Source organism: Paenibacillus litoralis (assembly GCF_046244365.1).
Taxonomy (GTDB): Bacteria; Bacillota; Bacilli; order Paenibacillales; family NBRC-103111; genus Paenibacillus_V.
In genome coordinates this window covers 4,287,058-4,313,265 of record NZ_CP176395.1, presented here as the reverse complement: position 1 = coordinate 4,313,265, position 26,208 = coordinate 4,287,058, and the positions used below count along the sequence as shown (strand labels likewise).

The following is a 26,208-nucleotide window of genomic DNA, read 5'->3' as shown; positions in this document are numbered from 1 at the left end:
AAAGAACCTCCCCGATCACGTAAGGTTGTCCGTGATAAAGGAGGTTCTTTGCTTGGGCTAAAACACCTTCTGATCGGGATACCGGTCTCGAATAGCCACTACTTCATCCATGCTTCCAAGAAACAGATCGACCAGGACCGGATCGAAATGCTCCCCCCGTTCGCTTCGGAGAAGCTCGATAATCCGGTCGAGTTCCCATGCTTTCTTATATACACGCTCGCTGCCGAGTGCATCGAAGACGTCGGCGATCGCCGTTATCCTGCCATAAATATGAATGTCCTCGCCCTTGAGACCGTTCGGATAGCCTCTCCCGTTATATTTCTCGTGATGCTGAAAGGCGATCGTGGCGGCGGCATTGAGCAGCCGCGTGTTGGAATGCTTCAGCATGCTGTAGCCGAGTCCCGCATGATGCTTCATCGTATCGAACTCTTCCTCGGTCAGCTTCCCCGGCTTGTTCAGGATCGAATCCGGAATGCCTACCTTCCCTACGTCGTGTAGAGGAGAGGCAAGCCGGATAATTTCCGCTTCTTCTTCGGACAAGCCGTATTTGAGCGCAAGGAGCTTCGAGTATTCCGCTACCCGCTTGACATGATACCCCGTTTCCTTCGAGCGGGTCTCCGTAATTTCACCCATCGTAAAGATGATTTCCTTCTGCGTATGCTCCACTTCTTCGTTCAAATAGATGTTCTCGAAAGCGACCGACACGTTAGCGCAGTAAATCTCGATCAAATAACGGTCCCATTCGTTAAGCGCTTTGTGTCCGCTTAAATAGATGACATTCTCCGAGCCTGTCTTGCTCTGGAAATAATAAACGAAATGACTGTCGAAAAACTTGCTGCGCTTCTCGCGAAAAGCGTCTTCGATCTCCTTAAGGATCGTTACGGGCACCACATCTCTTACCCGTTCGTTATCCTTGGAGGAATAGTCGCCTGTTGCAGCCAATATGTAAATATCGCTGTCTTCCTTCGTTACGGCCAAGCTGCAATGCAGCGCATTCTTGTTCAGATTGATAATGGAGGTCAGCTGCGTAAGGACGCCCCCGGCAAATTTGCGCATGGATTGAAGCTCGAAGATCGTCGCGGACGATTTGATGATTTCCTCCAAGCCGTTCTTGTTTTTCTCGATGACCTTCATATCCCGGAACGTCCGAAGCGAGGAAACGACTGTCGTGAACAGCTTCTGGGATGTCAGCTCCGTCTTTTCCTTGTAATCGTTAATGTCGTAATCCATAATAATCGTCTTCTCCGGCGCCTGACCCGGCTGACCCGTACGCAAGATGACTCTGATCGTGCTGTTCTTAAGCTCTTCACGGATGAAGCGGACGAGCTTAAGACCCGAATCCTCCTCTTCCATGACGACGTCCAGAAGCACGAGCGCAGCGTCGGGATGCTCGAGGAACAGCTTTTCGGCATCGGCTGCCGTATAAGCGCTTAAAAAAGAAAGCGATTTACCGCCGAATTCGAAATCGCCGAGCACCAGCTTCGTTACCCGGTGAATTTCTTGTTCGTCGTCGACGATAATGACCTTCCAAGACTCTTTGGCTGCTCCTGAACCGCCCGCCTCATCGTCTTCCTCGGCAAAAAGCAGCTCCCCTTCCTCCTCGGCAAACTGGACTTGATCGTTATTCGTATCCTGCGTCAATTGATTATTGATCATATGGTATTGTCCTCCTGGTCGGGTATTTCAATGATGAATGAAGTCCCTCTGCCGAGCTCGCTTTCGCAGCGTATGGTGCCGCCGAACGTTTGCGTTACGATGTTGTATACGATATTCATGCCGAGTCCGGTCCCCCCGCCCCCGCGGTTCGTCGTGAAGAACGGATCGAATATTTTGCCGACCGTTTCGGGTGTCATCCCTTTGCCGTCGTCCGAGTAATTAATGCATAGCATGCCGCCCAGCTTGGCGATGCCGATACGGATCGTACCGGCCTGATCCGCCTCGTAAGCATGAATGGTTGAATTCATGATAAAGTTCGTGATGATTTGCGAAACCGCCCCGGGGTAGGTGTCCACTTCGATATCGCCCTGCGGGCTGTCGATGCGGATGCACAGCTTCGTTTTCTTTATGCGCGGATTTAAGCTGAGCAGCACTTCCTCGATATAGCTTTTCAGCTTGAACCGTCTTTTGGCCTCGCTCGACTGGTCTACCGACACCTGCTTGAAGCTGCGGATCAGCTCCGATGCGCGCTGCAGGTTGCTCATGATGATCGACGTCGTCTCCTCCGCCGATTGCAGATACGTATCCAGATCGGATTTTTTCATTTTGTTCTGGCTGTATAACGCCGTAATCTCTTTGGTACGCTGATCCATATACGAGGTAGCGGTTACCCCGATGCCAAGCGGCGTGTTGATTTCATGAGCGATACCCGCGACAAGCCCACCGAGCGCCACCATTTTTTCGGACTGCACGAGCTGTTTCTGCGTCGATTGCAGCGTTTCGAGAGCATGCTGGAGCTGCTCGTAGCGATCGTCCAAATTGTCCACCATATCGTTGAACGCAGCGGCCACCTCATTGATTTCAAGGCTCGCGTTCAAATCGACGTGATTGTAGTCTTGACCCTGTTTGACCACGGAGGCCGCCTGACGCAGACGCAGAAGAGGACGGATCAGCAATTTGCGGATCATGAACAATAGCAGAACAAGCATGACCACGCCGATCAGGAAGCATACCCAAGCGATCGTCCGGATTTGCGATGCGACCAGCTTGGTTTCCTCCGATGTATCCAGAAGCAGAACGATCGCGCCGACCGTCGTCCCGTCCTCCTTCAGCGGAGCGACGAGCTGCGCCTTCGGAATCCCGTCCCCGTCATGATTGATGCGCGTGACTAGCGACTTGTCCGTTCGGGCTTGCTCGAGAACAGACGTCTTCGACGGCAAGCCGATTTTGGCCCGGTCCGTGGAAGCAAGAATGCTGCCATCCATGCCGTGCAGCGTCAGTTCGATGACCTTCTTGTTCTTATACTGGATATAATCGAATATTTGCTGGACGTCCTGCAGGACATGCGACTCTTCATAGCGGCCGTTAATGGCGATCGTCATGCCTTGAAGCTGCCCGTTATACGTCTCTTCAACCGATTGCCGCAATACGATCGAGGTGAACCAAATGACGCACGTCATCATCACAATCGTGATCGCCGTCGTCAGTACGATGATTTTGTTTCCTAAGCTGATTTTCGTTATGAACGGTTTCATTCTTCCCCCCGCAAGCATTCATCCAAACAGACTCGAATCCAATTGCATATGTACACGATACCGCTCAGAACCCTTATTTGACCTCGAACGCAACCGTCTTGGTGACGTCATAAGGGGTATGATCGTTGTTATGGAGGGAAACCTTGATTTCATGCTTACCGGGAGCCAAGCCGGGAAACGTTTTCTCCGGCTCGTCCATCGCTACCTTTTCTCCGTCGTTCAAGTAAGTATGAATATGTCCTTCCCCCGCCTTGCGGGCCCCGCCGTAATGCTCCTTGGAAATATGCAGGTCGGTTAGAACCGATACCTTCGCACTATTGCCTTCCACCTTGATTACGACGTCCAAAGTAGGTTTTTTGTCCTCTATCATGCCAGCCGTCTCACGGTTTGTCCCGCATGCGCTAAGCGTTAAACAGCCTGCAACAAGCAAAATCGCCAATCGTTTCATCCAATAACCTCCATCGGTTCGTTCTTCTTCTAATCTTACAAAACGCAACATCTCTCGACAATAGCGTTTTTGAAGACTTTTCCTCGGAGGCCCGATTAATCCAAAAATCTTTTGCGCAGCTCAGGAGTAGGCATCATGCAGGAATCCGTCTTTCCGAACCATCGGTAACGGTTGCGCGCCACCCATTGGTACATCAAGTCCCTGACGCGTCTAGGTACGACGATCCCTGCATAAAGCAACGGCCATAGTCCTTTCAGCCCGCGGCAAACGCGCAGCGCGGCCGTCGACTTGATCCAGCTGCGTTCTCCCTGCACAAGGACGAATGTATCCAGCCGGCCCGGTTGCAGCCCATGCTTCTCAAGAAGCAGGCGCCCCATATCCGACTGAAGAGCGGCGAACTGGAATCGCCCCTTCGGATCTCGCTGGATCACGAATCGAACGACAGCCGCACACATGTTGCAAACGCCGTCGAACAAAATAACCTCTTGATTAGCCCGTTTCGGTACCTGCATGACATCTCCTCCATTTGACCGCCGATTACCAAAATTATGACATACGGCCGCCGTCGATACAATGCGGGAAACGGCAAGTTTTGGACGTTCCATTACAGCCGTGTTACACGGAGATAACATTTCGCCGCGCTTATTGACGGTCTCCCCTCCCCGTCATACTATGAAGATAAGCAACTAACACAAAGTAGATTCCATTCCCGTTATGCAGCTTCCCATTACATCTTAAGGAGGGATTCGGATGAAAACCGTCACATTGAATCCGTTGCTTCGCCGTTTTGAAAACGCTGTCAAAATAGGCGTACGCAAAAAAATCCGGTTGCCCAGATGGGCTACGGCAGTCGCTTTGCTGCTGATCATGCCGATTCTCGCCTTTCACGGCTATATCGCCTGGACGCTCGGAAGACCCGCCATCGCGCCGCTGCTCTCCAATCCGTTGGAAGCGATCGGCCTCTCTTACGAAGACGTCACCTTCCCGAGCGCCAACGGCCGCAGCTCCTTAAACGGCTGGTACATCCCGGGCGAGTCGCAAGAAACGGTCGTTTTTTCTCACGGCTATGGCGCAAACCGCGAGGAATCGTGGGTGCCGATGTATGAATTGGCGAAAGCGCTAAACCGCATGCAATACAACGTACTTATGTTCGATTACGGGTTTGTTCAGCCCGGCCGCGTCGTTACCGGAGGCATCCAGGAAACGCAGGAGCTTCTCGGCGCGATCAGCCTAGCCAAAACGAAGGGCGCGCAGAACGTATTCGTCTGGGGCTTCTCGATGGGGGCCGGAACTGCCTTGCAAGCCGCACTCGTAACGAAGGAAATCAGCGGCATGATTCTGGACAGCACCTATCTGCTCGACCCCGATACGCTCTACATGAACGTGAAGCAGCATGTCGACCTGCCGAGGTTTCCGTCCCTTTCTCTCATCCGTTTCTTCTTCCCGATTTTTAACGGCGTCAGTTTGAGTCAAGTGCCGACGCATGACGTGAAGACGACGCATTACGAGCTCCCCATCTACCTGATTCACAGCAAGCAGGACAGCAAAGCGGACTATCAGCTGATTCAGGAGCTCTACGACAACCAGCCCGACCACGAGAAAACCCGGTTGTGGCTCGTACCGAACAGCAAACACGAGCTCATCTACAGGTCTCATAAGAAAGAATATATGCTTCGCGCAACCTCGTTCCTGAAAAGCTTAACGCAAGGAGCCCGCTGAATAGGCAGGCTCCTTTTTGCATGGGTACGAACTTTGGGACATTGACGCCGCTTCGTTTCCTCACCTCCTTGAATAAGCTGCGATTACCGATTACGCTCAAGCTTGCTCCAAAGGAATCTGATGTTTTTCGGCCAACTGCCGGATATACTCCTCGATCGCGTCGAACGATTTCACTTTATCGCTGCCGATCGAATAAGGCTCCTCTTTATCCTTGGTGTACAGCTCGATCCTTCTGACTACTTTCGTTGAAAACCACTTTTTGACCGTTTCCTTGCTGAACCGAATGCTTAGCACTTTGTCGAAGGCGACCGTTTGCGAAGCGACACGTTTGCCGTTGTCGACCGTTAAAATAAGCTCCGTCCGATCAACGTTGATGTCCACCACCTGCATCACGCTATCCCTCCCATAGGATTTCGTAATCCGCCGCCCCGCCGCTTACCCGAAAGAACGGCTTACGCAACTCTCTAATAACTTATTTGCAATGGCGAGGGTTCAGACTCCTTTTTTTGCAGGAATCATTTGGGTTTTATCGGCCGTCGCCCCAAGCCCCGGCTATACGCCGTGCCTTTCATGAAGCCGTGACATATGGTAGGAGTAATACATTCCTTCAACGATTCCGACGAAAAGAGGCGCTCCCATGAAACCGATCTCGATTGAAAACGACCATATTCGGCTGACGCTGCAAAATGCCAAGGAAGCCGGCTTGTATGGAAGACGCCGTAAACGGAATAACGACCGCCGTCTGATTTTCGCCATTTCGTCCAAGTCGGATAACGCAAAAACGGCGATCGGAACGATTGCGCTGACGGAAACGGATTTCGAAAGACGCGAGGCGGCGATCGGACGCCCCGTGATTACCCTTATCGAGGCCGGTCCGGAAATCCCGGAAGGCGATGCGGTTCGTTTGCTGTGCCGCCTTGCGTTCGAAGTGCTGCGGTTAGAGGAAATCGTTCATTATGTCGATAAAAAAGATGAGGCATCTTTGCGGCTGTTTCAAACATGCGGCTTCACGCCGACCTCATCTATCGTTAAACAAGGCGGCCAATCTTTTTATGAAATGCGGCTCTGCTCGGGATAACCGGCCCCCTTGCGGGACAAGCTGTTGGAAAAAGAGAAAATGTTCCTGTTTCCTTCGTTGCGACTTGTCGATTTGATGAAAATGCGATATGATCAGAATGAAAAATATTTTCTCGAAATGATCCGTTTTTACTGAAATTATTTTCATTTTGTAAAGAACAACCTGCCGATGCAGGAAGCTGAAGAATGTGGTGAACCCGCTATGCAAAGCATGCTCAAGGCCATTCGGGAGCAAACGTCCCGCTTTAACAAGAAAGAGCTGGCGCTAGCCGAGTTTATTGTCGCACAGCCTCAATCCGTCGTGAGCATGAATATTACGGAGCTTGCGGAGCTGTCACATACGAGCCCGGCAACGATTTCGAGGTTTTGCAAAACGTTCCATTTCACCGGATTCACCGATTTCAAAATGAAGCTCGCAGCCGATCTGGCGCAGCAGCCGATCGAAATGACGTACCAGGATATCGTAGCGGGCAATCCGCTTAACGAAATCGTGGCGGCAATCGAAAAAAATCACGTCCGTTCCATCATGGACACGACTCACCTTCTCGACTTCCGTCAACTGCAGCTCGCTCTCCATGCGCTGCGTACCGCCAGGCAGATCGATCTGTACGGCGTCGCCACCTCCGGCATCGTCGCGCAGGATTTTCACCATAAGCTCGTTCGCATCGGCAAGCGGACGTCCGTATTTTCCGATTCGCACATGCAGGTCACGTCTGCTTCCACGCTGTCGGCAGGCGACGTAGCGATGGCCATCTCCTATTCCGGAGAAACGCCCGAGACGATCGACGCTCTGCGCTGCGCGAAGGAGAACGGCGCCACCACGATATCGCTGACCAAATACGGCTCGACGACGTTAGCCGGCTTGTCCGATATTCCGCTTTTTACTTCCTCGCTCGAGGAAGGCGTCCGCCGCGGCGACATGGCTTCGCGAATCGCCCAACTGCACGTGATCGACATCCTGTTCACCGGCATGGTGAGCGAGCATTTCGACGAGTATGTACCCATGTTGGAGCATTCGTTCCAAATGGTCAGAAAATATCGCAAAGAAAAAGGGAGATAAGCAGATGAACATCTTAACGTTTCGCACAAACGACGAACTGAACGAAGCAGGCGCAGGTATCATTACCAGTCTTGTGCAGACGAATCCTAGAGCCGTGCTCGGACTTGCGACAGGCAGCTCCCCGATCGGCATTTATGAAGAAATCATCAAGACGTTCCGCAAGGATATGGTCAGCTTCCGCCAAACGACGACCTTCAACCTGGACGAGTACGTCGGTCTTCCGAAGGATCACCAGGAAAGCTACCACAGCTTCATGAACCGCCACTTGTTCGGTCATATCGACCTGCCGGCTTCGCAGATCAACATTCCGGACGGCAACGCCGCGAATCTCGAAGCGGAATGCGAAAGATATAACCGATTGCTCGAAGACGCTAAACAGATCGACCTGCAAATCCTCGGGCTCGGCAATAACGGTCATATCGGCTTCAACGAACCGTCTCACGCTTTATTAAGCGGGACCCATATCGTCGAGCTGAAAAGCGAGACGCGGGAAGCGAATGCGCGCTTCTTCAACTCGATTGACGAAGTGCCGACCCATGCGCTGACGATGGGCGTAGGCGCAATCCTCAAAGCCAAAATGATTCTGCTCGTCGTACGCGGCGAGGCAAAAGCCGAAATCGTCCACCGGGCTTTGACTGGTCCGATTACGACAGAGTGCCCGGCATCCCTTCTGCAGACGCATTCGAACGTCGTCGTGCTGCTCGATACGGAAGCGGGCAAATATTTTGCCGAGGAAAAATAATTAGCGGCATTAACAATAGCGAGGGCTGTTCCAAAGCAAGATCATTTGCTACTGGAACAGCTCTCTTTTATTTATAAAACAAGGGACCCTTCAACTCGCGTTGGAAGGGTCCCTTGTTTACGTATATGCCATTTTTTATCCGATACTGACCGCTTTGCCCGCTTGTATGGAATCGTAAGCCGCTAGCGCCACGCCTGCCGCATTCATCCCGTCTTGGCCGGTAATCGGCACCGGCGAACCGGTCCGGATCGCTTCGGCAAAATCCTCGATCAGCAAAAAGTCCATGTTGTCCGTCCACGGACTCCAGCTGGCTCTTCCGTTCTTCTTGCTGTATACGTCATTCTTCTGACCGAAACTATCGACTGAGATGACCCCTTTCGTGCCGACGATTTCCATCGTTACGTCGCCCCAGGTCGGGAACGGAGCGGATCTCGACCAGCTTGGATCAAGCACGGTAATGACCCCGTTAGCGAACTTCGCGTGTACCATGCCCGCATCGTCGATCGGGATGTCGTTGAACAGCGTTCCGCTTTCCGCATACACTTCCGTAACGGTCGATCCCGTGATCCAATGAATCAAATCCATCACATGAACCGTGTGGTCGAATACCGCGCCGCCACCGGACAAGCTTTTATCGATAAACCAGCCGCCCGGCATCGAACCGCGATTCGTTCCTTTAATCGCAATGATGTCGCCGATTTCGCCGCGGTCGATCGCCGCCTTGGCGGCAATGACGCCGGACAAATAACGGCAAGGAAACGCCGTCATAAGCTGAACGCCGTTCTCGGCGCAAACGTCGATCATTTCCTTCATTTCGGCTACCGAAATGCCTAGCGGTTTTTCGCAAAGCACATGCTTTTTGGCTTTGGCGGAAGCGATCGTAAGCTTTGCATGATGCACGTTTTCGGAGCAGATGACCACCGCATCGATGTCTTTCGCCAGCAGTTCTTCATAGTTCGCAAAATAAGGAATTCCATTCGTTTCGGTAACTTCCTTCACCCGATCGTGCACTTCGTCGGCGATACCGGCAACCTCAACCTGCGGCAGACGAAGCAGCCCCTCCAAATAGCCGTATGCGTGGCTGTGGGCAAAGCTGATCATACCTATTTTCACTTTACGCATCTGCATTCCCTCCGATCCTTACCGGCTGGCCGGTTTCTATCGATTGCATCGCGGCAAGGGCGATTTCAACCGCTCTGTAAGCATCCTCCGCCGATACAATCGGCTCCTTGTTGTCGCGGATGCAGGAGAAGAAGTGACGGAGCTCTTCATAGTAAGGATCGTGCTTCGAAGGACTGTGCGGCACAGGCATCGAAGGCGAACCGTCTTCGCTTGCTTTCGTGATCGTCATCGATGAAGCCTGCTGGCTGTCATAGCGCAAAATGCCGCCGTTGCCCGCCAGCTCGACTGCCGTCGAGAACGGCCCTGGATAGCCCCAATACGACTCCAGATTGGCGATTGCGCCATTCGCGAAGCGCAGCGTGGCCAGCGCGTACTCCATCTTCGGCTCTTCGCTGAACCGGCCCATGGCGTAAACCGATTTCACATCGCCCCAAAGTCCGCAAATATAGTCGATGTCGTGAATCATCAAGTCGAGAATAACGCCGCCGCTCAGCTTGCGGTCTGCAAACCAGCTGCGCCCGGCCGCTTGCGGGAAGGCCCCCACTCTTTTCAGATGGGCCACGCCCGGCGAACCGATATGCCCGTCCTTGACGGCATCCGCCAAATTGCTGTAGCTGGGGAAGAACCGGACGACATGGCCGATAAACAATTTGACATGGTTACGGCTGCAAGCCTCGATCATTTCACGGGCATCCGCCAAATCCAGAGCGATCGGCTTCTCGCAAATGACGTGCTTGCCCTTCTCGGCCGCTTTGATCACATATTCTTTATGCAGGAAAGTCGGCAGGGTTACGCATACGACATCCACCTCAACCTGCGACAGCATCGCGTCAAAATCGCTGAAAGCCGCAGAGCCGCAAATCGCCGCGGTCCGTTCCGCCGAAGCCGAGTTGATATCGCAAACGCCGACTACTTCGATATCGTTCATTTTCGCCAAATCCGCAGCGTATGCTTGACCCATTCCGCCGCCGCCAACAATGGCTACTTTCATATGGTGCACCTCCATGTATCGTCGTTCCTATTCATTTTTACGCATCCTTTCCCATGCTATATGAACCAAGCGTCGCTAGTCAACCCATTACGGCTAATGGACGGGTTTATGACACCATTTCGCATGGGCGATTCTTGCCGCGACTAACGTTACTATCGCCATAATCGGAAGCCAGCCGATCATGACGGCTTGCACGGCCGGCGAAAGACCGCGCACATCCGCAAGCAAACCGATCCCCATAAAAGTCACCATCATCCCTGCCGAAATCATCATACTGAAAACGGACAGCATCGTTGCGCGCATCGCGGAAGGCACCAGTTCATGCAGATACGTTTCGAGGAGCGGCTCCAGCCCGCTTATGAACAGCGCCATCAGGAAGAAGCAAGTTATCGTGCCGACTCCGCCGGTTTGAAAGCTAAATAGCGCAAAAGCCAGCATAAAGCCGAAGGCCGCGACGTACAGCGTCCCTTTCCTGCCGAATAACCGCTCCCCGAAATAAGCAACGGCGGCAACCGCCGCAGAAAACCACGTTTCCGCGCCGTTAACGACTCCAATCGTCCCTTTGCTTAGCCCGGCTTGCTCAAAAAGAACCTGACTGTAGAACCCTATTGACCAGAACATCGCGTATAAGACCGCCCCGAAAACGGAAAGCGCCGCAAACGCCTTATTCCTGCCGATAAAACGGAAGATCGCCCCTATTTGATGATGAAGAGGCAATCGGTCAAAACCCGCCTTCCCGCTTTCCTCGCTAGCAGCTTCCGCCTCTTCAGATCGTTCATCCGGTTCGTCCGCATGCACGACAGGCTCCTCTATCCTCCATATGACGAACAACAATGCAATATGGAGGATCGCTTTCCCGCCGTATACGTAAGACCAGCTAAGGTCGGACAGTGCGCCTCCGGCCATTCCGCTGATCCCCATCGAAACCAGCGCCAAGGATGACAAGCGAGAGTTCAGCACGCTAAATTCATGCCGTCTCCCCTGTCCTTTCAGCGTTTCATAGAAAAGCGCGGATGCCGCTCCGGACTGCAGCGTATGCACCAGCGAGCCCAGCATGAACGCAGCGGTCAGTCCGTAAAAATCCGTAGCTGTCATCAGCCAGATGGCGCTGACTATCCCTACGCCTTGCGCCATGAGCAGACTTGTCCGTTTGCCTAGCCTGTCGGCGATCATCCCCGTGGGAACCTCGCATAGAAAATTCATGCCGTGATACAGCGTCTCCAGCAGAGCAATCTGTCCGAGCGTCAATCCTTTGGACACGAGAAACAGCATCCATATGGCACGATCCAGCACGAACATGCCTAGCCATTGATAAACAAAAAACAGCGGTACATTCCTTTTATATAGCGTTTGCTTCATCACAATCATCCTTTCGCCCGCTTAAGCGCGGCGGTTGTTTAACGAACACAACAAAAAACCATGGAACGGCAGCTCCATGGTTTCATCGGATGAGCGAGAAGCAAATGAACATCTTTGCTACTTCTGCGGCGATCCCGATTGTGGCGGCTGGAGCTGCCGAACCGTATGCATCGAAAAGGACAGACGTATCCCGTTCCCTTTATTCGCATGCGTAATCGACCGCTTGAACGCCATGCAGCGCATCTGTTCGTTCATCTCCAGTCACCTCCCTTTTCTTAGTGATTCGTATTGCTGATACCGTTTAACATACCGCATCCCCATAGGTCCGAAAAGGGAAGTTTTCGTTATAACCGAAATTTCCTTGTCATGTTCTGGCGGCAATGTCTCTTAAAGCGGCCTCCAGTTCGTTATAACGGAACTGAAAGCCATGCCGGAGCGCTTTGGAAGGCAACACGCGTTGACCCTCCAGGAGCAGCACCGAAAGCTCGCCGAAAATAAGCTTCAGCATGAACGCCGGAACCGGAAAGTAATGCGGACGCCCTAGAGCTCGCCCCAGCACGCGGCCGAACTGGTCGTTCGTCGCAGGCTTCGGCCCCGTCCCGTTCACAGCGCCCTCAATCTGCTCGTTATCCATGCAGAAGGCGATGAGCCGCGCCATATCTTGAACGTGAATCCAGGAAAGCCACTGTTTCCCGCTTCCCACACGTCCGCCCGCAAAGAGCTTGTAAGGCAGCATCATCGGCGGCAGTGCGCCGCCATCCGAGCCGAGCACCAGACCGACGCGAAGCTTGACGATCCGCTGTGCGGGGATTCGGTCGGCCGCCCTTTCCCATTGTTCAACGACGGAGGACAGAAAGTCGACGTTTCTGGCAGGGCTATCCTCATCGTACGAATCCGTTTCGGACGTCCCGTAGATCGACATGCCGGATCCGGTCACAACGACCTTAGGCTTCCTTTCGAGCCTTGCGATAACGTCCGCAACTTGGCCGGTTGTCCGCAGGCGGGATTCCAGTATTTCCTTTTTGGCTGCCGCCGTCCATCGTCTATTGATCGATTCGCCGGATAAATTCACCCAGCCGTCGATACCTTCCAAAGGCGAAACGTCCCGTTCTAACCGCGACCAGCTCACGGACCGGATTTCGGACTGTCGGCCATCGCTTGTATGTATGCATAAAGGTTTATCGCTGCGCGAGACAACGACGACTTCATCCCCTCGCTCGAGCAAATGCCTGATGAGGTGATTTCCAATAAAGCCGGTTCCGCCAGATACCGCAATAATCACGCGTTTCCCCTCCCGGTTTCCGAATCTTTCCTACATCATACCCGGAAAAGGACGACGTCACAAGGATGCCTGCCGTTCTAGCTCTTTATGTGAGAAATGTATTAATGATCGCCTTCGGTGTATGCGGCATACTCTTCCGCCGTCAGCAACCCTTCGAAAGCGTCGTCACCGCTTACTTCGACTTCCAGCATCCAGCCTTGCTCGTACGGATCGGAATTGACCGTTTCCGGAGCATCTTCCAGCGAGCCGTTGATTTGCACCACTTTACCGGATACCGGGGTGAAAATGTCGGAAACCGTCTTAACCGATTCGACGGTTCCGATGCTTTCGTGTGCGGAAAGCGTCGATCCCGCTTCCGGCAGCTCAACGAACACGATATCGCCGAGCTGGCTTTGCGCAAAATCGGTAATACCGATGCGGACGAGGTTGCCCCCCAGCTTTTTGACCCATTCGTGCTCCTTCGTATACAACAGTTCCGCCAACACTTGACTCATCTTCAACGCCTCGCTTTACATTCGTTTTAGGTAGTTTTTCGTTATTCATGTCTGGCATAGTTTTCCCAGTAAGCCCCTATACATGCAGCTTCGAAAAAGGACAGAGCAAGGGCGTGAACCGTCTCCCTTGTCTCTGTCCTTTGTACCTGAGAGTTTCGTTCCTTTACCGTAGTGCCCTGTCTTGCCTGTTAAGCAAGCCTTGTTAAAGAAACATTCCCCTTGGGTGGCGTACCGCTCTCTCCAGAGGCGCGTCCCGATGAGATACTTTTACCTGAGAGATTGGTCCCAAGGTCTTTTCTGGGATTTGCTCCTTCGGTGCCGCGTCTTGCTTTCGGTCTCTCTCGCATCGATCATCCGCGTGTATGCAGTTACGATTAGCATAAAACACCAAAAAGAGCGCTGTCAATCTTTTAAAATAATTCGTCGTTCTCGGCAAGTAAACATTGACAAATCGGTGCGTCATTCCGTAATAATATAAGAGAACTGAACATGATAAGGCGAATGATGGCACAGGGAGAGACCGTCAAGCCGGACCGTATGGTCCGACGGGAGACGGCGCCGAAGGAGTAAGCCGGAATGGTGAATCTCTCAGGCAAAAGGACCTTTGCCGGACGCATCTCTGGAGAGCGCCTAGGAAATTTTCCCGTTATCGGTCAGAAAACGTGAATTCCATAGAGGTCACCCAAGGGGAAACTCTACGCCACCCGCATAGAGGCAACTCTCAGGTAAAAGGACAGAGCGAAAAGCGCGCAGGCGACTGCGTACTTTTTGCTCTGTTTTTTTGCGTTCGCATTCCGGATGCGCTACTCCAGCTTTCGCCTTTGTGTGTCTCGACCATGCAATCGGGAAGCCTGTAAGCGCTATTCCCTCCCCTTTGCGGGAGTTCGCTGCACGGGGAATAACTTTGCAGGAAACGAAACGGCTTCAAATGAAAATACTAAGACGAAACGTAAAATCCGGTTATGAGGTGATGGTTATGACTACGCTAAAACGCACGCCCCTTTTCCCGCTTTACGACAAACACGGCGCTCGGGTGATCGATTTCGGAGGTTGGGAGCTCCCCGTTCAATTTTCCGGCATTCAAGCGGAGCATGAAGCCGTCCGCACGCGCGCTGGACTCTTCGACGTGTCCCATATGGGCGAAGTGAACATTGCAGGCAAAGACTCGCTCGCCTTCTTGCAGAAGGTTACGACGAACGACGTTTCGAAGCTCGTTCCCGGGCAAGCGCAATACAGCCTGATGTGCTACCCGGACGGCGGCGTGGTCGACGACTTGCTCGTTTATTACATCGAGGGCGACAGGTACATGCTTGTAATCAACGCGTCCAATATCGATAAGGATTTGGACTGGCTTCGTTCGAACAAGGAAGGCGACGTGACGATCGAAGATATCTCGGAGCAAACGGCGCTGCTCGCCATCCAAGGCCCGAAAGCGGCATCCGTTCTGGGCAAGCTGACGAACGAGCCGATCGCCGATCTGCAGCCATTCCGTTTCCTCTTTGATGCAAAAGTAGACGGCGTATCTGCTATCGTTTCCCGCACCGGGTATACGGGCGAGGACGGCTTCGAGCTTTACGTGGACGGCGCTGCCGCTTCCGCCTTATGGGAGAAGCTGCTCGAAGCCGGCGCGGAGGAAGGCATTTTGCCTATCGGGCTTGGCGCGAGGGATACGTTGCGTTTCGAAGCGCGGCTCCCGCTGTACGGCCAGGAGCTCTCGGCTTCGATTACGCCGATAGAGGCGGGCGTCGGCTTTTTCGTCAAGCCGGATAAAGGCGAATTCAACGGCCGCAGCGTGCTGGCCGAGCAGAAAAAAAACGGCGCCCCCCGCAAGCTAGTCGGCATCGAAATGATCGACCGCGGCATCCCGCGCAGCCATTACCCTGTTTTTGCCGACGGCAAGCAGATCGGCGAAGTTACGACAGGCACCCAGTCTCCTACGCTGAAAACGAATGTCGGGCTCGCCCTGATCGATAAAGCATACGCTGAGCTCGGGACGGAGCTTTTCGTGGAAATCAGAGGCAAGCAGCTACGCGCGAAGGTCGTCAAGACGCCTTTTTATGCAAAATCGAAATAACGCAAGCAGCCGAAACCGGTCACCCGTCCGAAATGTATGATGTGACGGTCATAAGTCTATAGTCTGAGAGGAGTATTTCACAGCCATGAAGCACCGCTATTTACCGATGACGGAGCAGGACAAAGAGCAAATGCTGGAAACGATCGGCATTGCGAGCACCGAAGAGCTGTTCGCCGACATTCCGGCTTCCGTTCGGTTCCAAGGAACCTTAAACATTGCCGGTCCGCTCAACGAGCCGGCCATGCTCAAACATATGAAGGCGCTGGCCGGCAAGAACGCCGACTTCGACCGCTACGCGTCTTTCCTCGGCGCCGGCATTTACGACCATCACGTTCCCGTCATCATCAATCATGTCATTTCGCGATCCGAGTTCTACACGGCTTATACGCCTTACCAGCCGGAAATCAGCCAAGGTGAGCTTCAGGCGATTTTCGAATTTCAATCCTATATTTGCGAGTTGACGGGAATGGCAGTCGCCAATGCTTCCATGTACGACGGCCCGACCGCGCTTGCGGAAGCGGGAGCTCTCGCAAGCGGCGCAACCAAGCGCAAGCAGATTGTCGTTTCCCGTGCCGTTCATCCGGAATCGAGACATATTTTGCGGACGACGGCCAAAGGCCTTAATCTCGAGGTCGTGGAAATCGGCTGCAAGAACGGCGTCACCGATCTGGAAGAGCTGCAAGCAAAAGTATCCAAAGATACGGCAGCCGTTATCGTGCAATCCCCGAATTTCTTCGGCTGTATTGAAGATTTGGCGGCTGTAGAACCAATCGCTCATGGAGCGGAGAGCCTGTTTATCGTCAGCAGCAATCCGCTCTCGCTCGGGCTTCTGGAAGCGCCAGGCAAACTCGGAGCCGACATCGTGATCGGCGACGCGCAGCCGCTTGGCATTTCCGCTTCCCTGGGCGGACCTACCTGTGGCTTCTTCGCGGTAGCGGACAAATGGATGCGCCGGATGCCCGGCCGGATCGTCGGCCAGACCGTCGACAGGAACGGCAAGCGCGGCTTCGTTCTAACGCTGCAAGCTCGCGAGCAGCATATTCGCCGTGAGAAGGCAACCTCCAACATTTGCTCCAACCAGGCGCTGCTTGCGCTTTGCGCTTCGGTTTACATGTCGGCCATGGGCAAGCAAGGAATACGGGATGTAGCTAACCTGAATGTTCAGAAAGCGCACTATGCCGCGAACCGGCTGGGCGGACTGCGCCAAACCGAGCTCGCTTTCGCTTCCCCGTTCTTTAACGAATTTGCCGTGAAGCTTCCCGAAGGAACGGATATCGGCCGGCTGAACGAATCCCTTCTCGGCCAAGGAATGATCGGCGGCTACGATCTGGGACGCGATTATCCGGAACTGAAGGGCCATCTGCTCGTCGCCGTGACGGAGCAGCGCAGCCGCGAAGAGATCGATCAATTTGCCGCAAGCTTGGAGGAATGGCTATGACCAGCGTAAAACACGATAAAGCATTGATTTTCGAGCTCAGTCAACCGGGCCGCGTCGGTTATGCGCTGCCGGAATGCGATGTTCCGGAGCAGAATATCGACTCGCTCATTCCCGCTAGCCTTCGGAGGAAAGAACCCGCCGAGCTGCCGGAAGTATGCGAGGTTGACGTCATTCGGCACTATACCGCCCTTTCCCGCCGCAATTTCGGGATCGATAACGGATTTTATCCTCTAGGCTCCTGTACGATGAAATACAACCCGAAAATCAACGAGGATGTCGCCAGATACGCCGGATTTGCCAAAATTCATCCGTACCAGCCGGAGTCCTCGATACAAGGTGCCCTTGAGCTGCTATACAGCTTGCAGCAGGATCTTCAGGAAGTAACCGGCATGGATAAGGTGACGCTGCAGCCTGCTGCCGGCGCGCACGGCGAATGGACCGGGCTGATGATGATTCGCGCTTACCACGAAAGCCGCGGCGAACTGCGCACGAAGGTGATTGTCCCCGATTCCGCACACGGCACCAACCCGGCGAGCGCAACCGTAGCCGGCTTCGATACGATCACGATCAAATCGAATGACAAGGGCCTTGTCGATCTGGATGCGCTGCGCGCCGTTGTCGGTCCGGACACCGCTGCGCTCATGCTTACGAACCCGAATACGCTCGGTCTCTTCGAGGAGCAAATCGTCGAAATCGCGGCGATCGTCCACGAAGCCGGAGGCTTACTCTACTATGACGGCGCGAACGCGAACGCAATCATGGGCATCACCCGTCCCGGCGATATGGGCTTTGACGTCGTGCATTTGAACCTTCATAAAACGATGAGCACGCCGCACGGCGGCGGAGGTCCGGGAGCGGGTCCCGTAGGCGTCAAGCAGAAGCTGGCGCCGTTCCTGCCCTCTCCGATTATCGGCCGCAAAGAAGACGGCACCTTCTATCTGGAGGAAATCCCGCAAACGATCGGCCGCGTCAAAGGCTACTACGGCAACTTCGGCATCCTGGTGCGGGCTTACACGTACATTCGCACCTATGGCGGCGAAGGCTTGCGTCAAGTATCCGAGAATGCCGTTTTGAACGCCAACTATATGCTTCGCCGTCTGGCGCCTTACTTCGACGTTCCGTTCGACCGGGCATGCAAGCATGAATTCGTGCTCTCCGGCACGCGCCAGAAAAAGCTTGGCGTACGCACGCTCGATATGGCGAAGCGGCTGCTCGATTTCGGCTATCATCCGCCGACGATTTACTTCCCGCTTAACGTCGAGGAATGCATCATGATCGAGCCGACCGAGACGGAAAGCAAGGAAACGCTTGACGAGTTTATCGATACGTTGATCCGCATTACGCAGGAAGCCGAGCAAAATCCGGATTTGCTGCTGAACGCGCCGTACACGACGGCCGTAAGCCGCCTGGACGAAGCGCTCGCGGCACGCAAGCCGGTGCTCAACTGCAGCTGCGGCTAATAAAGCGAAAGACGGAAAGGAGCGGCATTGCGCCGCCTCTTCCCGTCTTTTTTTGTTTGCATTCGGACAAGCTAATTAGAACTCGGCGATACCTTCTTCAAGTGCATCGCACTCTCCGCATTCGCGGCGGTCACATGGTCTTGCCGCCGTTGTATTCCTGCTTGGAACGAGATAAATAACGGCGAGGCAGCCGCCATTTGTAGAAGACTGACAGCATGCGCAGAACGACGACGACCGCGAAGAGTAGCATAAGCTCGAACGTCGATTTGCCGATGCCAAATCCTACGGCGAGTCCCGCCAGGATCGCCCACCCGGCATATATCTCGTCGCGCAGCACGACCGGCTTACGTTTGGCCAGCACGTCGCGTATGATACCGCCGCCTGTCCCCGTCATAACGGCCGCCACCATCGCCGCGCTGATCGGCAGCCCCATTTTAACCGCGTGCAGCGCGCCTTGAATGGCGAATGCCGCCAGCCCGATCGCATCGAAGAAGGATTCCAGCGATTTCCAGCGCCTGATCCAGCCCTCCGGCATAAAAAATAAGATCGTCATCGCGACGAGCGATATTTTCAACAGCATGCCCTGGTTCCAGATCATCGTTACCGGCGCTTCAATGAGAATATTGCGAATGATGCCGCCGCCGAACGCTGTCGCGAGTCCCAATACGAACACGCCCAAAATATCGTAATCCTCCTCCATCGCCACAATCGCGCCGCTAAGGGCGAATGCGATCGTTCCGATGACGCTGAACACTACCCACTCCAAGCTACAAGCAACTCCTCTTGCTGTATGATGCGTTTCTATACTTGCGGATCAATCTCCATCCAGCATTCGACCGAGACCGCCTAGCACGCTTCCTTCTTCCTTGCGGCCGACTGTGCCTGCAGCGGAGGAAATCCGGTCGGCCAAACGGCTGAACGGCAGCGATTGGATCCATACTTTTCCCGGGCCGCGCAGCGTCGCGAAGAACAAGCCTTCTCCGCCGAACAAGGCCGATTTGACGCCTTTGACAAACTCTATATCGTAATCGACGTCCTTGGTCATGGCAACCAAGCAGCCGGTATCGATTCGAATCATTTGGCCGGGCTGCAAGATCTTCTCGCAAACCGTTCCGCCTGCGTGCACGAACGCGAGACCGTCGCCTTCAACCTTTTGCATGATAAAGCCTTCGCCGCCAAAGAAGCCGGTCCCCAGCTTCCGTTGAAACTCGATGCCGACGGAAACGCCTTTTGCCGCGCACAAATAGGAATCCTTTTGGCATACGATCTTGCCGCCCAGTTCGCTCAAATCGAGCGGAATGATTTTACCGGGGTACGGGGCCGCAAAGGACACGGATTGCTTGCCGTATCCGCCGTTCGTGAAAACGGTCATAAACAGGCTTTCTCCCGTAAGAAGCCGTTTGCCCGCTCCCATCAGCTTGCTCATAAAGCCTTTGTTCTCGTAGCTGCCGTCGCCGAAGATCGTTTGCATCTGAATGCTCTCGTCCATCATCATAAAGCTTCCGGCTTCGGCAATGACGCTCTCCTGCGGGTCCAACTCGATTTCGACATACTGCATTTCATTGCCGACTATCCGATAGTCAATTTCGTGCGCGTTCATGGCTGGCCGCCTCCCGTTTCCATTTTACGCGAAATAATCGCGCTTTAAAGCTTCAAGTTCTTCCAAGGACCGCTCCGCAAAACGAAGCGTTCTATGGAAAGCGTCGATTTCCGACTGAATCGCCTTTTCCAGCGACTCTCTGTATTCGGGAACGCGCTGCGAATAAGGCTCCAACGTTTGCAGAGGCATCAACGCGATTTCTTGAAACGCCAGCGCCCTTCTTTGGTGAAAAAAGCCGACGTCCGGGTTCATCGGGCGATGCAGATCGCCCTGTGTCGGATGCCGGAGCACCGCCAGTACGCGCACTGCCGCTTTTTCAGCTGAAAGTTCGACGATTTCGCCGACATATTCGCCCGTTTTGTAACCGGCTCTAACCATTTGTCCCGTTTCCCATGGATGCGACATCTCATTTATCATCCTTTCTTCGTAGACAATTCCACGTCAAGTTCACTTCGTAAGCGGCTTTAGCAGCAGGTACAGCTCATCGACGGATTTCATACTGTATGCCCTTGCTGTTTCATTCCCGCGCTCATACAGGATGAGACAAGGCACCGAAACGATTTCCTGCACTCGCACCCAATGCGGGGCAAAATTGACATTACATTGCACGAGAAGCAAATCCGGCAGCATTTGCTCGACGATGCCGAGCATCCGGCTCGCCAGCTTACAGGTTCCGCAGAAAGGCGTGTAAGCAAATACGGCAAAACGATTCGAATCGTCCGCCAGCATTTCCATCAGCTTCCGTTCGTCGATCTCTTTCATGCGCGCGCCTTCTCCCGGGTTTGCAGCGGAACGGATTGTACGGAAACGAGCGCCCCGTTAGTAAATACGCACTGGTGATCGTAAAGTCCGTCATCCTCCAGCATCCGCTTTAAGAAATGAGGCAAATTGTGCGCGACGCCTTGATTAGCCGGGTGCATGATCCATTCTATCCTTTTCCAATCCAGTATGCCTTCATCCGTCGCGATCGGGGTTGCATAGAGGAAATCCTCCGGAAGATCGGACAAGAATGCGTGCATGCCGCCGTAACGCCCTCCGTCAATCGTCCATGTAACCAGTCCTTTATAACGCACGCCCGGCAAAGCGATGCCGGTTTCCTCGAGCACCTCGCGAAGAACGCCGGCTTCCTCCGATTCCCCTGCCTCGATTTTCCCGCCTACGCCGTTCCATGAACCCATATAAGGAGCAGACTGTCGATTGAGCAGCAAAAGGCTGTCTCCCCTGCGTATCATACATATCGTATAAAGAATCATGCGACGCCAACCCCTAACCTGGCAAGAAGCCTTCTTTGCTGATGAAAATGCGATCGTCCGAAAAATGACGCCGCAGTTGTTCGAGCACGTATTCGTATGCGCCACGCCGGTACCATGACTCCAGCCCGAGCTCTTCGTACAAGCTTTTAACGCCTAGCGCTTCCGTACGCTTGCCTCCGCTGCCGTCTCCCATGTAGTAATCATCCAAGCACACTCGCGGAACAATGGCCGCTAAGCGTGCGGCAAATTCGTCGGAGCAGGGCAGCATCGGGGCGATCGTCGCCTGCACAGGCAGTTCGGCTTCGGCGAGTTGTCGCAAGGCGCGCAGACGGGCGGCAATCGGAGGCGAGCTTGGCGCGAAAAGTTTGCGCATGTCCTCCCGGTCGGTTTCCACCGTCATACTTATACGTATGCGGCCTTTAAATCGGGTAAGCACATCGATGTCTCTAACGACAAGCGGACTGCGTGTTTGGACGAATAGAAAGTCCGGCGGATCTTCGGCCATCGTTTCGAGCAAGGAGCGCGTAACCCGGTGCTTATATTCCTCGGGCTGGTACGGATCCGTGCTTGACGACATGAAAATCGTCACGGGACCCTTCCGTTTCGCTTTCGCAAGCTCCTGAGACAGTTTGGACGCCGCCCCCTCTTTCACATCCACCCACTGCCCCCACGCTTCGCTGCGAAACAGCGCGACGGGCATCCGCCTCACGTAGCAGTAGGAGCAGGCAAAGGCGCATCCGGTATACGGATTTAACGTATGGCTGTAGCCGTTTAAAAAGCCTGTGGCGGGATTCAGCAGCTGCTTCGGCTGACGATGCGAAATTTGAATCGCCATTATTTTACGCCTTGCAGCGCGTGTAGTCCTTCCAGCACTTCTTCGCGCGGCAAGCTTCCTGCTTGCAAGTCGTCGTCATCCATGGCGAGCAGCCGTTCGTAGAACGATATCCCCTGCTTCTCCGCTTCCGAAGCCAGTTCACGGTCGCCTGCGGCAGCGGCGCTTTCCAGCCATTCGTGCAGCAAATCCTCCGCTTTGGCAAACTGGCCTTCCTTCTCAAAATGCCGCCAAAGCCGCTCGCATGCCTCTGCCGGAAGCTGATACCGCCGAAGAGCGGCAAGCAGCTCGCCGATATGGACACCGCCGTCTATCGGCTCCTTCTCCGCGCCGTTCTCGCTTGCCGCGAGCAGCAGCTGAAGCGATTTGAGCCGGCGGCGATAGCTCTCGTCACGCTGTCCCTGCAGTTCGTAGAAATCTCCCTCTTCTTTCAGCAGAACACCGGCCATCTGCAGCGGAACGGGCTCGATGTTCCCGTTTACGGACAGCATGGCGATCAGATCTTTTTCCGACAGCGATCCTGCCAGCCTGGAATTCAACCGAAACCACTTCCCCCACAGCTCGTTGATCGTAAGCAGCGCTTGCGCTTCTTTCCGCTCCACTTTTAGTCCCATCAGCTGTCCGAGCGATTGCGTCATCTGTTCGATCATTCTCACCAAGTAATCCCTGCTGTACATGGCTCTTCATCCCCTCTCGATCGCATTCTCGCATTGACATCTTGCCTGCCGCCGAGAAAAGCATTACAATATGTGCAAAGTGTAAATAAAGGTGGGTGACAACATGGCGGAATCGACAAACCACGAAGCGGAAGCGGGCGAACCGAAAAAAGTGAGCCTAGCTGACGCCGTGCGAAACAAGCTCGCACAAAAGAAGCAAGCGCAATCGAATGGCTCAAATGTTCACGGCAAGGACAACGCAGCGAAGAAGGTCGCTAGTCAGATGACCAAGAAAGTCAACAACCAGCGCCGCCGTACTGGCGGGAGCTAGAGTACAGTCTTACTTAACGGCTATGTATTCGGCTTGCGATACGGATGAGCGAATAGCTTAAGCGGATGAAAAGGAAGGCCCGGCAATCGTCAGGGACCTTCCTTTTTTTGCGTGCTCCGCTTCATTCTTATTTCACTTCGCCGTACATCGCTTCACGCTGGCGTTTCACATCTTCGCTTTCCATATATTCATCATACGTCATCAGCTTGTCGATCACGCCGTTCGGCGTAATTTCGATAATCCGGTTGGCGATCGTTTGGAGGAACTTATGGTCATGCGAGACGAACAGCATCGTGCCGTCAAAATCGATCAAGCCGTTGTTAAGCGCCGTAATCGACTCCAGGTCCAAGTGGTTGGTCGGTTCGTCAAGGATAAGCACGTTGCCTGCGGTCATCATCATACGGGACAACATACAGCGCACTTTCTCTCCCCCGGAGAGGACGTTCGCTTTCTTAAGCGCTTCTTCACCCGAGAAAAGCATGCGTCCGAGGAAGCCGCGGATAAAGCCTTCATCCTGCTCTTTCGAATATTGGCGAAGCCAGTCGACCAGGTTCAATTCGGTATTGAAGTACTCCGAGTTGTCCTTCGGAAAGTATGCGCGCGATGTCGTGATTCCCCAGCTGAATTCGCCCGCGTCCGCTTCCAGCTCGTTCATGACGACTTGGAAAAAGGTCGTTTTTGCCAATCCGTTCGGACCGACGAACGCGATTTTATCGCCCGTGTTCACTGTGAACGTTACATTGTTCAGAACCAGCTCGTCGCCGACTTTTTTGCTGATGCGGTCGACGGCAAGCATTTGTTTGCCCGCTTCGCGTTCCGGCTTGAAGTTGATGAACGGATATTTGCGGCTCGAAGGTCTGATATCCTCCAGCGTAAGCTTTTCAAGCAGTTTCTTACGGGAGGTGGCTTGCTTCGCCTTCGAAGCGTTGGCGCTAAAGCGGCGGATAAATTCCTCGAGCTCCTTGCGCTTCTCTTCGGTCTTCTTGTTCGCATCCCGCTGCAGCTTCAAAGCGAGCTGACTGGACTCGTACCAGAAGTCGTAGTTACCGACATACATTTGAATTTTGCCGAAGTCGATGTCCGCGATATGCGTACACACTTGGTTCAGGAAGTGACGGTCATGGGATACTACAATGACGGTGCCTTCAAACTTCCCGAGGAAGTTCTCCAGCCATTCGATCGAAGTGAGATCCAAATGGTTGGTAGGCTCATCGAGCAGCAGGATGTTCGGATTGCCGAACAACGCTTGCGCTAGAAGGACGCGTACCTTCTCGTCTCCTTCAAGCTCCTTCATTAGAAGGTCGTGCATGTTTTTCGAGATGCCGAGACCGATCAGCAATTCCGCCGCATCGGATTCCGCCTCCCACCCGTTCATTTCGGCGAACTCGCCTTCCAGCTCGGCTGCGCGCATTCCGTCTTCATCGGAGAAATCGGCCTTTGCATAAAGAGCATCCTTCTCTTCCATGATCTGGAACAGCTTGGCGTGACCTTTAATAACCGTCGTAAGCACCGGAATTTCGTCGTACTCGAAATGGTTTTGCTTCAATACGGCCAAGCGCTCGCCGGGCGTGATGTTCACGTCGCCGCGCGAAGGCTCGATTTCGCCGGACAATATTTTCAAAAACGTCGATTTGCCGGCCCCGTTGGCACCGATCAAACCGTAGCAGTTCCCGGGTGTAAATTTAATGTTAACGTCCTCGAACAGCGCTCTGCTGCCGTAACGCAACGTAATACCGCTTGTGCTAATCATTGTAACGATTACCGCCTTTACCTCAATTATTTGGTAGGAAACGTTCTCTCCCGAGCTAGCGGTTGAAAGTTTCCTCGTGGTCCCTCAATCGGTTTATTCGAGTCCTCCCGATGCGGTGACTCTATTTAGTCCTTCCGGACAACAAATCTTCACTATTATAGCATATTTGTTCCTATACCGACATAGGGCGGATAAAACCGTCTCGCACAAAAATGCGGTTATTCCGTCACATAAGCGGTCAAAAGCGAAACCGTATTCCAAATCGCTTGCTCGTGCGTCCGCTCCAGGGTGTGCGAAGCATGTACGCCCGGCCCGATCAGCGCAGCGCGAATATTATTGCCGCCGCGAAGGGCTGCCGACGCATCCGAACCGTACTGCGGATAAATATCCACCGCGTACGTGAGCTTCTCCCTCTCCGCCAGCGCGATCAATCGCGTGGTCATCTCGTAATCGTAGGGACCCGACGAATCTTTGGCGCATATGGATACGCCGAGCTCCGATCCGTTCAAATCGTCTCCGAGCGCTCCCATGTCAATGGCAATCATCTCGGAAACGGAAGCCGGAATATAAGAGGAGCCGTGTCCGACCTCCTCGTAGACCGAAATGAGGAAGCATAGCGTTTTGGCCGGTTGCAGTTGCTCGCGCTTCAATAGCTCCAGCAGTCCGAATAGCGCCGCTACGCCCGCTTTGTCATCGAGATGGCGCGATTTGATCCAGCCGTTCTCCTTGAACTCCGTGCGCGGATCGAAGGAGACGAAGTCGCCGGGACGAATGCCGAGCGCTTCCGTTTCCTGTTTGCTCGACACGGTTTCGTCCAGCCGAATTTCCATGACGGCTTCTTCACGCTTCATATCCCGGGCATCCGGATACACGTGAACGGACGGCTTGGTCGTCAAGATCGTCCCGCTTACAGTTTTACCTCCCCGCGTATGAACGAGACAGTATTCGCCTTCCACGGACCCCATCATATAGCCTCCGACGGATGTAAACCGCAGCGTGCCGTTCGGCTTGACCGAACGAACCATGGCGCCAAGCGTATCCACATGCGCAGTCAGGGCAAGTGTTTCTTCACTGACGCCCGGCACCGTGATGATTCCGCAGCCTTTATTCGTAGTTTCGAACTTGTAACCCAGCTTCTCCGTTTCATCGCGGACATAGTCCATGATCTCCTTGCAATAGCCGCTGGGACTCGGAATCGCAAGTAATTGCTTAAGGATGTTAAGTATGTAAGGTTTGTTCATTTCGCTCATCGTTATCGCCTCTCTCAGTTGACCTACAAGCATTTTACCCTTTTAACGCGTTTTTGTAAAAAGCCCCGTTCAAACGTAA

Annotated in this window: 28 protein-coding genes and 2 riboswitches; of the genes, 8 read left to right on the top strand and 20 right to left on the bottom strand. The window is 53.8% G+C overall.

Annotation, left to right across the window (positions count from 1 at the left end; all coding sequences use genetic code 11):
- Positions 1 to 57: 57 nt before the first annotated feature.
- The 4 genes from ACKGJP_RS17940 to ACKGJP_RS17925 all read right to left on the bottom strand — a co-directional run bounded on the left by ACKGJP_RS17940 (position 58) and on the right by ACKGJP_RS17925 (position 4,151).
- A complete protein-coding gene (locus tag ACKGJP_RS17940) occupies positions 58 to 1,656 on the bottom strand; it encodes a DUF3369 domain-containing protein (protein ID WP_409346984.1) in 1,599 nt (532 codons plus the stop codon).
- Positions 1,653 to 3,191: a sensor histidine kinase gene (locus ACKGJP_RS17935; RefSeq protein WP_409346983.1), complete on the bottom strand. Its 1,539-nt coding sequence runs from the start codon at positions 3,189 to 3,191 to the stop codon at positions 1,653 to 1,655. The genes ACKGJP_RS17940 and ACKGJP_RS17935 overlap by 4 nt, the downstream gene beginning before the upstream one ends.
- A gap of 73 nt (positions 3,192 to 3,264) precedes the next feature.
- Positions 3,265 to 3,639, bottom strand: a complete 375-nt coding sequence (locus tag ACKGJP_RS17930) for a hypothetical protein (protein WP_409346982.1) — start codon at positions 3,637 to 3,639, stop codon at positions 3,265 to 3,267.
- 95 nt (positions 3,640 to 3,734) lie between these two features.
- A complete protein-coding gene (locus ACKGJP_RS17925; RefSeq protein WP_409346981.1) occupies positions 3,735 to 4,151 on the bottom strand; it encodes a thiol-disulfide oxidoreductase DCC family protein in 417 nt (138 codons plus the stop codon).
- 238 nt (positions 4,152 to 4,389) lie between these two features.
- On the opposite strand from ACKGJP_RS17925, the gene ACKGJP_RS17920 reads away from it, so the two are divergent.
- Entirely contained in the window at positions 4,390 to 5,358 is a 969-nt protein-coding gene (locus ACKGJP_RS17920; RefSeq protein WP_409346980.1) for an alpha/beta hydrolase, read from the top strand.
- A 96-nt stretch (positions 5,359 to 5,454) separates the two neighbouring features.
- On the opposite strand, the gene ACKGJP_RS17915 is transcribed toward ACKGJP_RS17920, so the two are convergent.
- Positions 5,455 to 5,751 (bottom strand): hypothetical protein, encoded by a 297-nt coding sequence (locus ACKGJP_RS17915; protein WP_409346979.1) that lies wholly within the window; start codon positions 5,749 to 5,751, stop codon positions 5,455 to 5,457.
- A gap of 244 nt (positions 5,752 to 5,995) precedes the next feature.
- Between ACKGJP_RS17915 and ACKGJP_RS17910 the strand changes: the two genes are divergently transcribed.
- The 3 genes from ACKGJP_RS17910 to nagB all read left to right on the top strand — a co-directional run bounded on the left by ACKGJP_RS17910 (position 5,996) and on the right by nagB (position 8,237).
- Positions 5,996 to 6,436: a GNAT family N-acetyltransferase gene (locus ACKGJP_RS17910; protein ID WP_409346978.1), complete on the top strand. Its 441-nt coding sequence runs from the start codon at positions 5,996 to 5,998 to the stop codon at positions 6,434 to 6,436.
- A gap of 201 nt (positions 6,437 to 6,637) precedes the next feature.
- Entirely contained in the window at positions 6,638 to 7,495 is an 858-nt protein-coding gene (locus ACKGJP_RS17905; RefSeq protein ID WP_409346977.1) for a MurR/RpiR family transcriptional regulator, read from the top strand.
- 4 nt (positions 7,496 to 7,499) lie between these two features.
- Complete coding sequence (nagB, locus tag ACKGJP_RS17900) at positions 7,500 to 8,237, top strand: glucosamine-6-phosphate deaminase (protein ID WP_409346976.1); 738 nt, start codon at positions 7,500 to 7,502, stop codon at positions 8,235 to 8,237.
- Positions 8,238 to 8,372: 135 nt separating this feature from the next.
- Here the strand turns inward: nagB and ACKGJP_RS17895 are convergent, their stop codons facing one another.
- From ACKGJP_RS17895 to gcvH, 6 genes are all read right to left on the bottom strand, one after another.
- On the bottom strand, positions 8,373 to 9,359 hold the full coding sequence (locus tag ACKGJP_RS17895) for a Gfo/Idh/MocA family protein (protein WP_409346975.1): 987 nt from the start codon (positions 9,357 to 9,359) through the stop codon (positions 8,373 to 8,375).
- Positions 9,352 to 10,350 carry a Gfo/Idh/MocA family protein gene (locus ACKGJP_RS17890; RefSeq protein WP_409346974.1) on the bottom strand — a complete coding sequence of 333 codons (999 nt, stop codon included), beginning with the start codon at positions 10,348 to 10,350 and terminating at the stop codon, positions 9,352 to 9,354. Before ACKGJP_RS17890 ends, ACKGJP_RS17895 begins: the two co-directional genes overlap by 8 nt.
- A 93-nt stretch (positions 10,351 to 10,443) precedes the next feature.
- A complete protein-coding gene (locus ACKGJP_RS17885; RefSeq protein WP_409346973.1) occupies positions 10,444 to 11,709 on the bottom strand; it encodes an MFS transporter in 1,266 nt (421 codons plus the stop codon).
- Between the two features lie 117 nt (positions 11,710 to 11,826).
- Entirely contained in the window at positions 11,827 to 11,964 is a 138-nt protein-coding gene (locus ACKGJP_RS17880) for a hypothetical protein (protein ID WP_409346972.1), read from the bottom strand.
- 109 nt (positions 11,965 to 12,073) lie between these two features.
- Entirely contained in the window at positions 12,074 to 12,991 is a 918-nt protein-coding gene (locus tag ACKGJP_RS17875; RefSeq protein ID WP_409346971.1) for a TIGR01777 family oxidoreductase, read from the bottom strand.
- A 101-nt stretch (positions 12,992 to 13,092) separates the two neighbouring features.
- Positions 13,093 to 13,485, bottom strand: coding sequence for a glycine cleavage system protein GcvH (gene gcvH / locus ACKGJP_RS17870; RefSeq protein WP_409346970.1), 393 nt, complete (start codon positions 13,483 to 13,485; stop codon positions 13,093 to 13,095).
- Positions 13,486 to 13,734: 249 nt separating this feature from the next.
- A riboswitch (glycine riboswitch) is annotated at positions 13,735 to 13,839 on the bottom strand.
- Between the two features lie 147 nt (positions 13,840 to 13,986).
- Positions 13,987 to 14,099, top strand: a riboswitch (glycine riboswitch).
- Positions 14,100 to 14,461: 362 nt separating this feature from the next.
- Between gcvH and gcvT the strand changes: the two genes are divergently transcribed.
- The 3 genes from gcvT to gcvPB all read left to right on the top strand — a co-directional run bounded on the left by gcvT (position 14,462) and on the right by gcvPB (position 18,457).
- Positions 14,462 to 15,559: a glycine cleavage system aminomethyltransferase GcvT gene (gcvT, locus tag ACKGJP_RS17865; RefSeq protein ID WP_409346969.1), complete on the top strand. Its 1,098-nt coding sequence runs from the start codon at positions 14,462 to 14,464 to the stop codon at positions 15,557 to 15,559.
- Between the two features lie 85 nt (positions 15,560 to 15,644).
- Positions 15,645 to 16,997, top strand: a complete 1,353-nt coding sequence (gene gcvPA, locus ACKGJP_RS17860) for an aminomethyl-transferring glycine dehydrogenase subunit GcvPA (protein ID WP_409346968.1) — start codon at positions 15,645 to 15,647, stop codon at positions 16,995 to 16,997.
- Positions 16,994 to 18,457 carry an aminomethyl-transferring glycine dehydrogenase subunit GcvPB gene (gene gcvPB / locus ACKGJP_RS17855; protein WP_409346967.1) on the top strand — a complete coding sequence of 488 codons (1,464 nt, stop codon included), beginning with the start codon at positions 16,994 to 16,996 and terminating at the stop codon, positions 18,455 to 18,457. The genes gcvPA and gcvPB overlap by 4 nt, the downstream gene beginning before the upstream one ends.
- Before the next feature lie 130 nt (positions 18,458 to 18,587).
- On the opposite strand, the gene ACKGJP_RS17850 is transcribed toward gcvPB, so the two are convergent.
- The 7 genes from ACKGJP_RS17850 to ACKGJP_RS17820 are packed head-to-tail and all read right to left on the bottom strand — an operon-like array spanning position 18,588 to position 22,819.
- Entirely contained in the window at positions 18,588 to 19,223 is a 636-nt protein-coding gene (locus ACKGJP_RS17850; protein WP_409346966.1) for a trimeric intracellular cation channel family protein, read from the bottom strand.
- Between the two features lie 48 nt (positions 19,224 to 19,271).
- A complete protein-coding gene (locus ACKGJP_RS17845; protein ID WP_409346965.1) occupies positions 19,272 to 20,057 on the bottom strand; it encodes a TIGR00266 family protein in 786 nt (261 codons plus the stop codon).
- A gap of 24 nt (positions 20,058 to 20,081) precedes the next feature.
- A complete protein-coding gene (gene kapB, locus ACKGJP_RS17840; protein WP_409346964.1) occupies positions 20,082 to 20,462 on the bottom strand; it encodes a sporulation phosphorelay system protein KapB in 381 nt (126 codons plus the stop codon).
- A 42-nt stretch (positions 20,463 to 20,504) separates the two neighbouring features.
- On the bottom strand, positions 20,505 to 20,819 hold the full coding sequence (locus ACKGJP_RS17835) for a thioredoxin family protein (RefSeq protein WP_409346963.1): 315 nt from the start codon (positions 20,817 to 20,819) through the stop codon (positions 20,505 to 20,507).
- Complete coding sequence (locus tag ACKGJP_RS17830; RefSeq protein WP_409347186.1) at positions 20,816 to 21,289, bottom strand: NUDIX hydrolase; 474 nt, start codon at positions 21,287 to 21,289, stop codon at positions 20,816 to 20,818. The genes ACKGJP_RS17835 and ACKGJP_RS17830 overlap by 4 nt, the downstream gene beginning before the upstream one ends.
- 34 nt (positions 21,290 to 21,323) lie before the next feature.
- Complete coding sequence (locus ACKGJP_RS17825) at positions 21,324 to 22,145, bottom strand: radical SAM protein (RefSeq protein ID WP_409346962.1); 822 nt, start codon at positions 22,143 to 22,145, stop codon at positions 21,324 to 21,326.
- On the bottom strand, positions 22,145 to 22,819 hold the full coding sequence (locus ACKGJP_RS17820) for a DUF6483 family protein (protein ID WP_409346961.1): 675 nt from the start codon (positions 22,817 to 22,819) through the stop codon (positions 22,145 to 22,147). Before ACKGJP_RS17820 ends, ACKGJP_RS17825 begins: the two co-directional genes overlap by 1 nt.
- Before the next feature lie 103 nt (positions 22,820 to 22,922).
- Between ACKGJP_RS17820 and ACKGJP_RS17815 the strand changes: the two genes are divergently transcribed.
- The gene (locus ACKGJP_RS17815) at positions 22,923 to 23,129 is read left to right on the top strand and encodes a hypothetical protein (protein WP_409346960.1); all 207 of its coding nucleotides are present in this window, start codon (positions 22,923 to 22,925) and stop codon (positions 23,127 to 23,129) included.
- A gap of 127 nt (positions 23,130 to 23,256) precedes the next feature.
- On the opposite strand, the gene ACKGJP_RS17810 is transcribed toward ACKGJP_RS17815, so the two are convergent.
- The gene (locus tag ACKGJP_RS17810) at positions 23,257 to 24,879 is read right to left on the bottom strand and encodes an ABC-F family ATP-binding cassette domain-containing protein (protein ID WP_409346959.1); all 1,623 of its coding nucleotides are present in this window, start codon (positions 24,877 to 24,879) and stop codon (positions 23,257 to 23,259) included.
- Positions 24,880 to 25,097: 218 nt separating this feature from the next.
- Positions 25,098 to 26,129: a M42 family metallopeptidase gene (locus ACKGJP_RS17805; RefSeq protein ID WP_409346958.1), complete on the bottom strand. Its 1,032-nt coding sequence runs from the start codon at positions 26,127 to 26,129 to the stop codon at positions 25,098 to 25,100.
- Between the last annotated feature and the right edge of the window lie 79 nt (positions 26,130 to 26,208).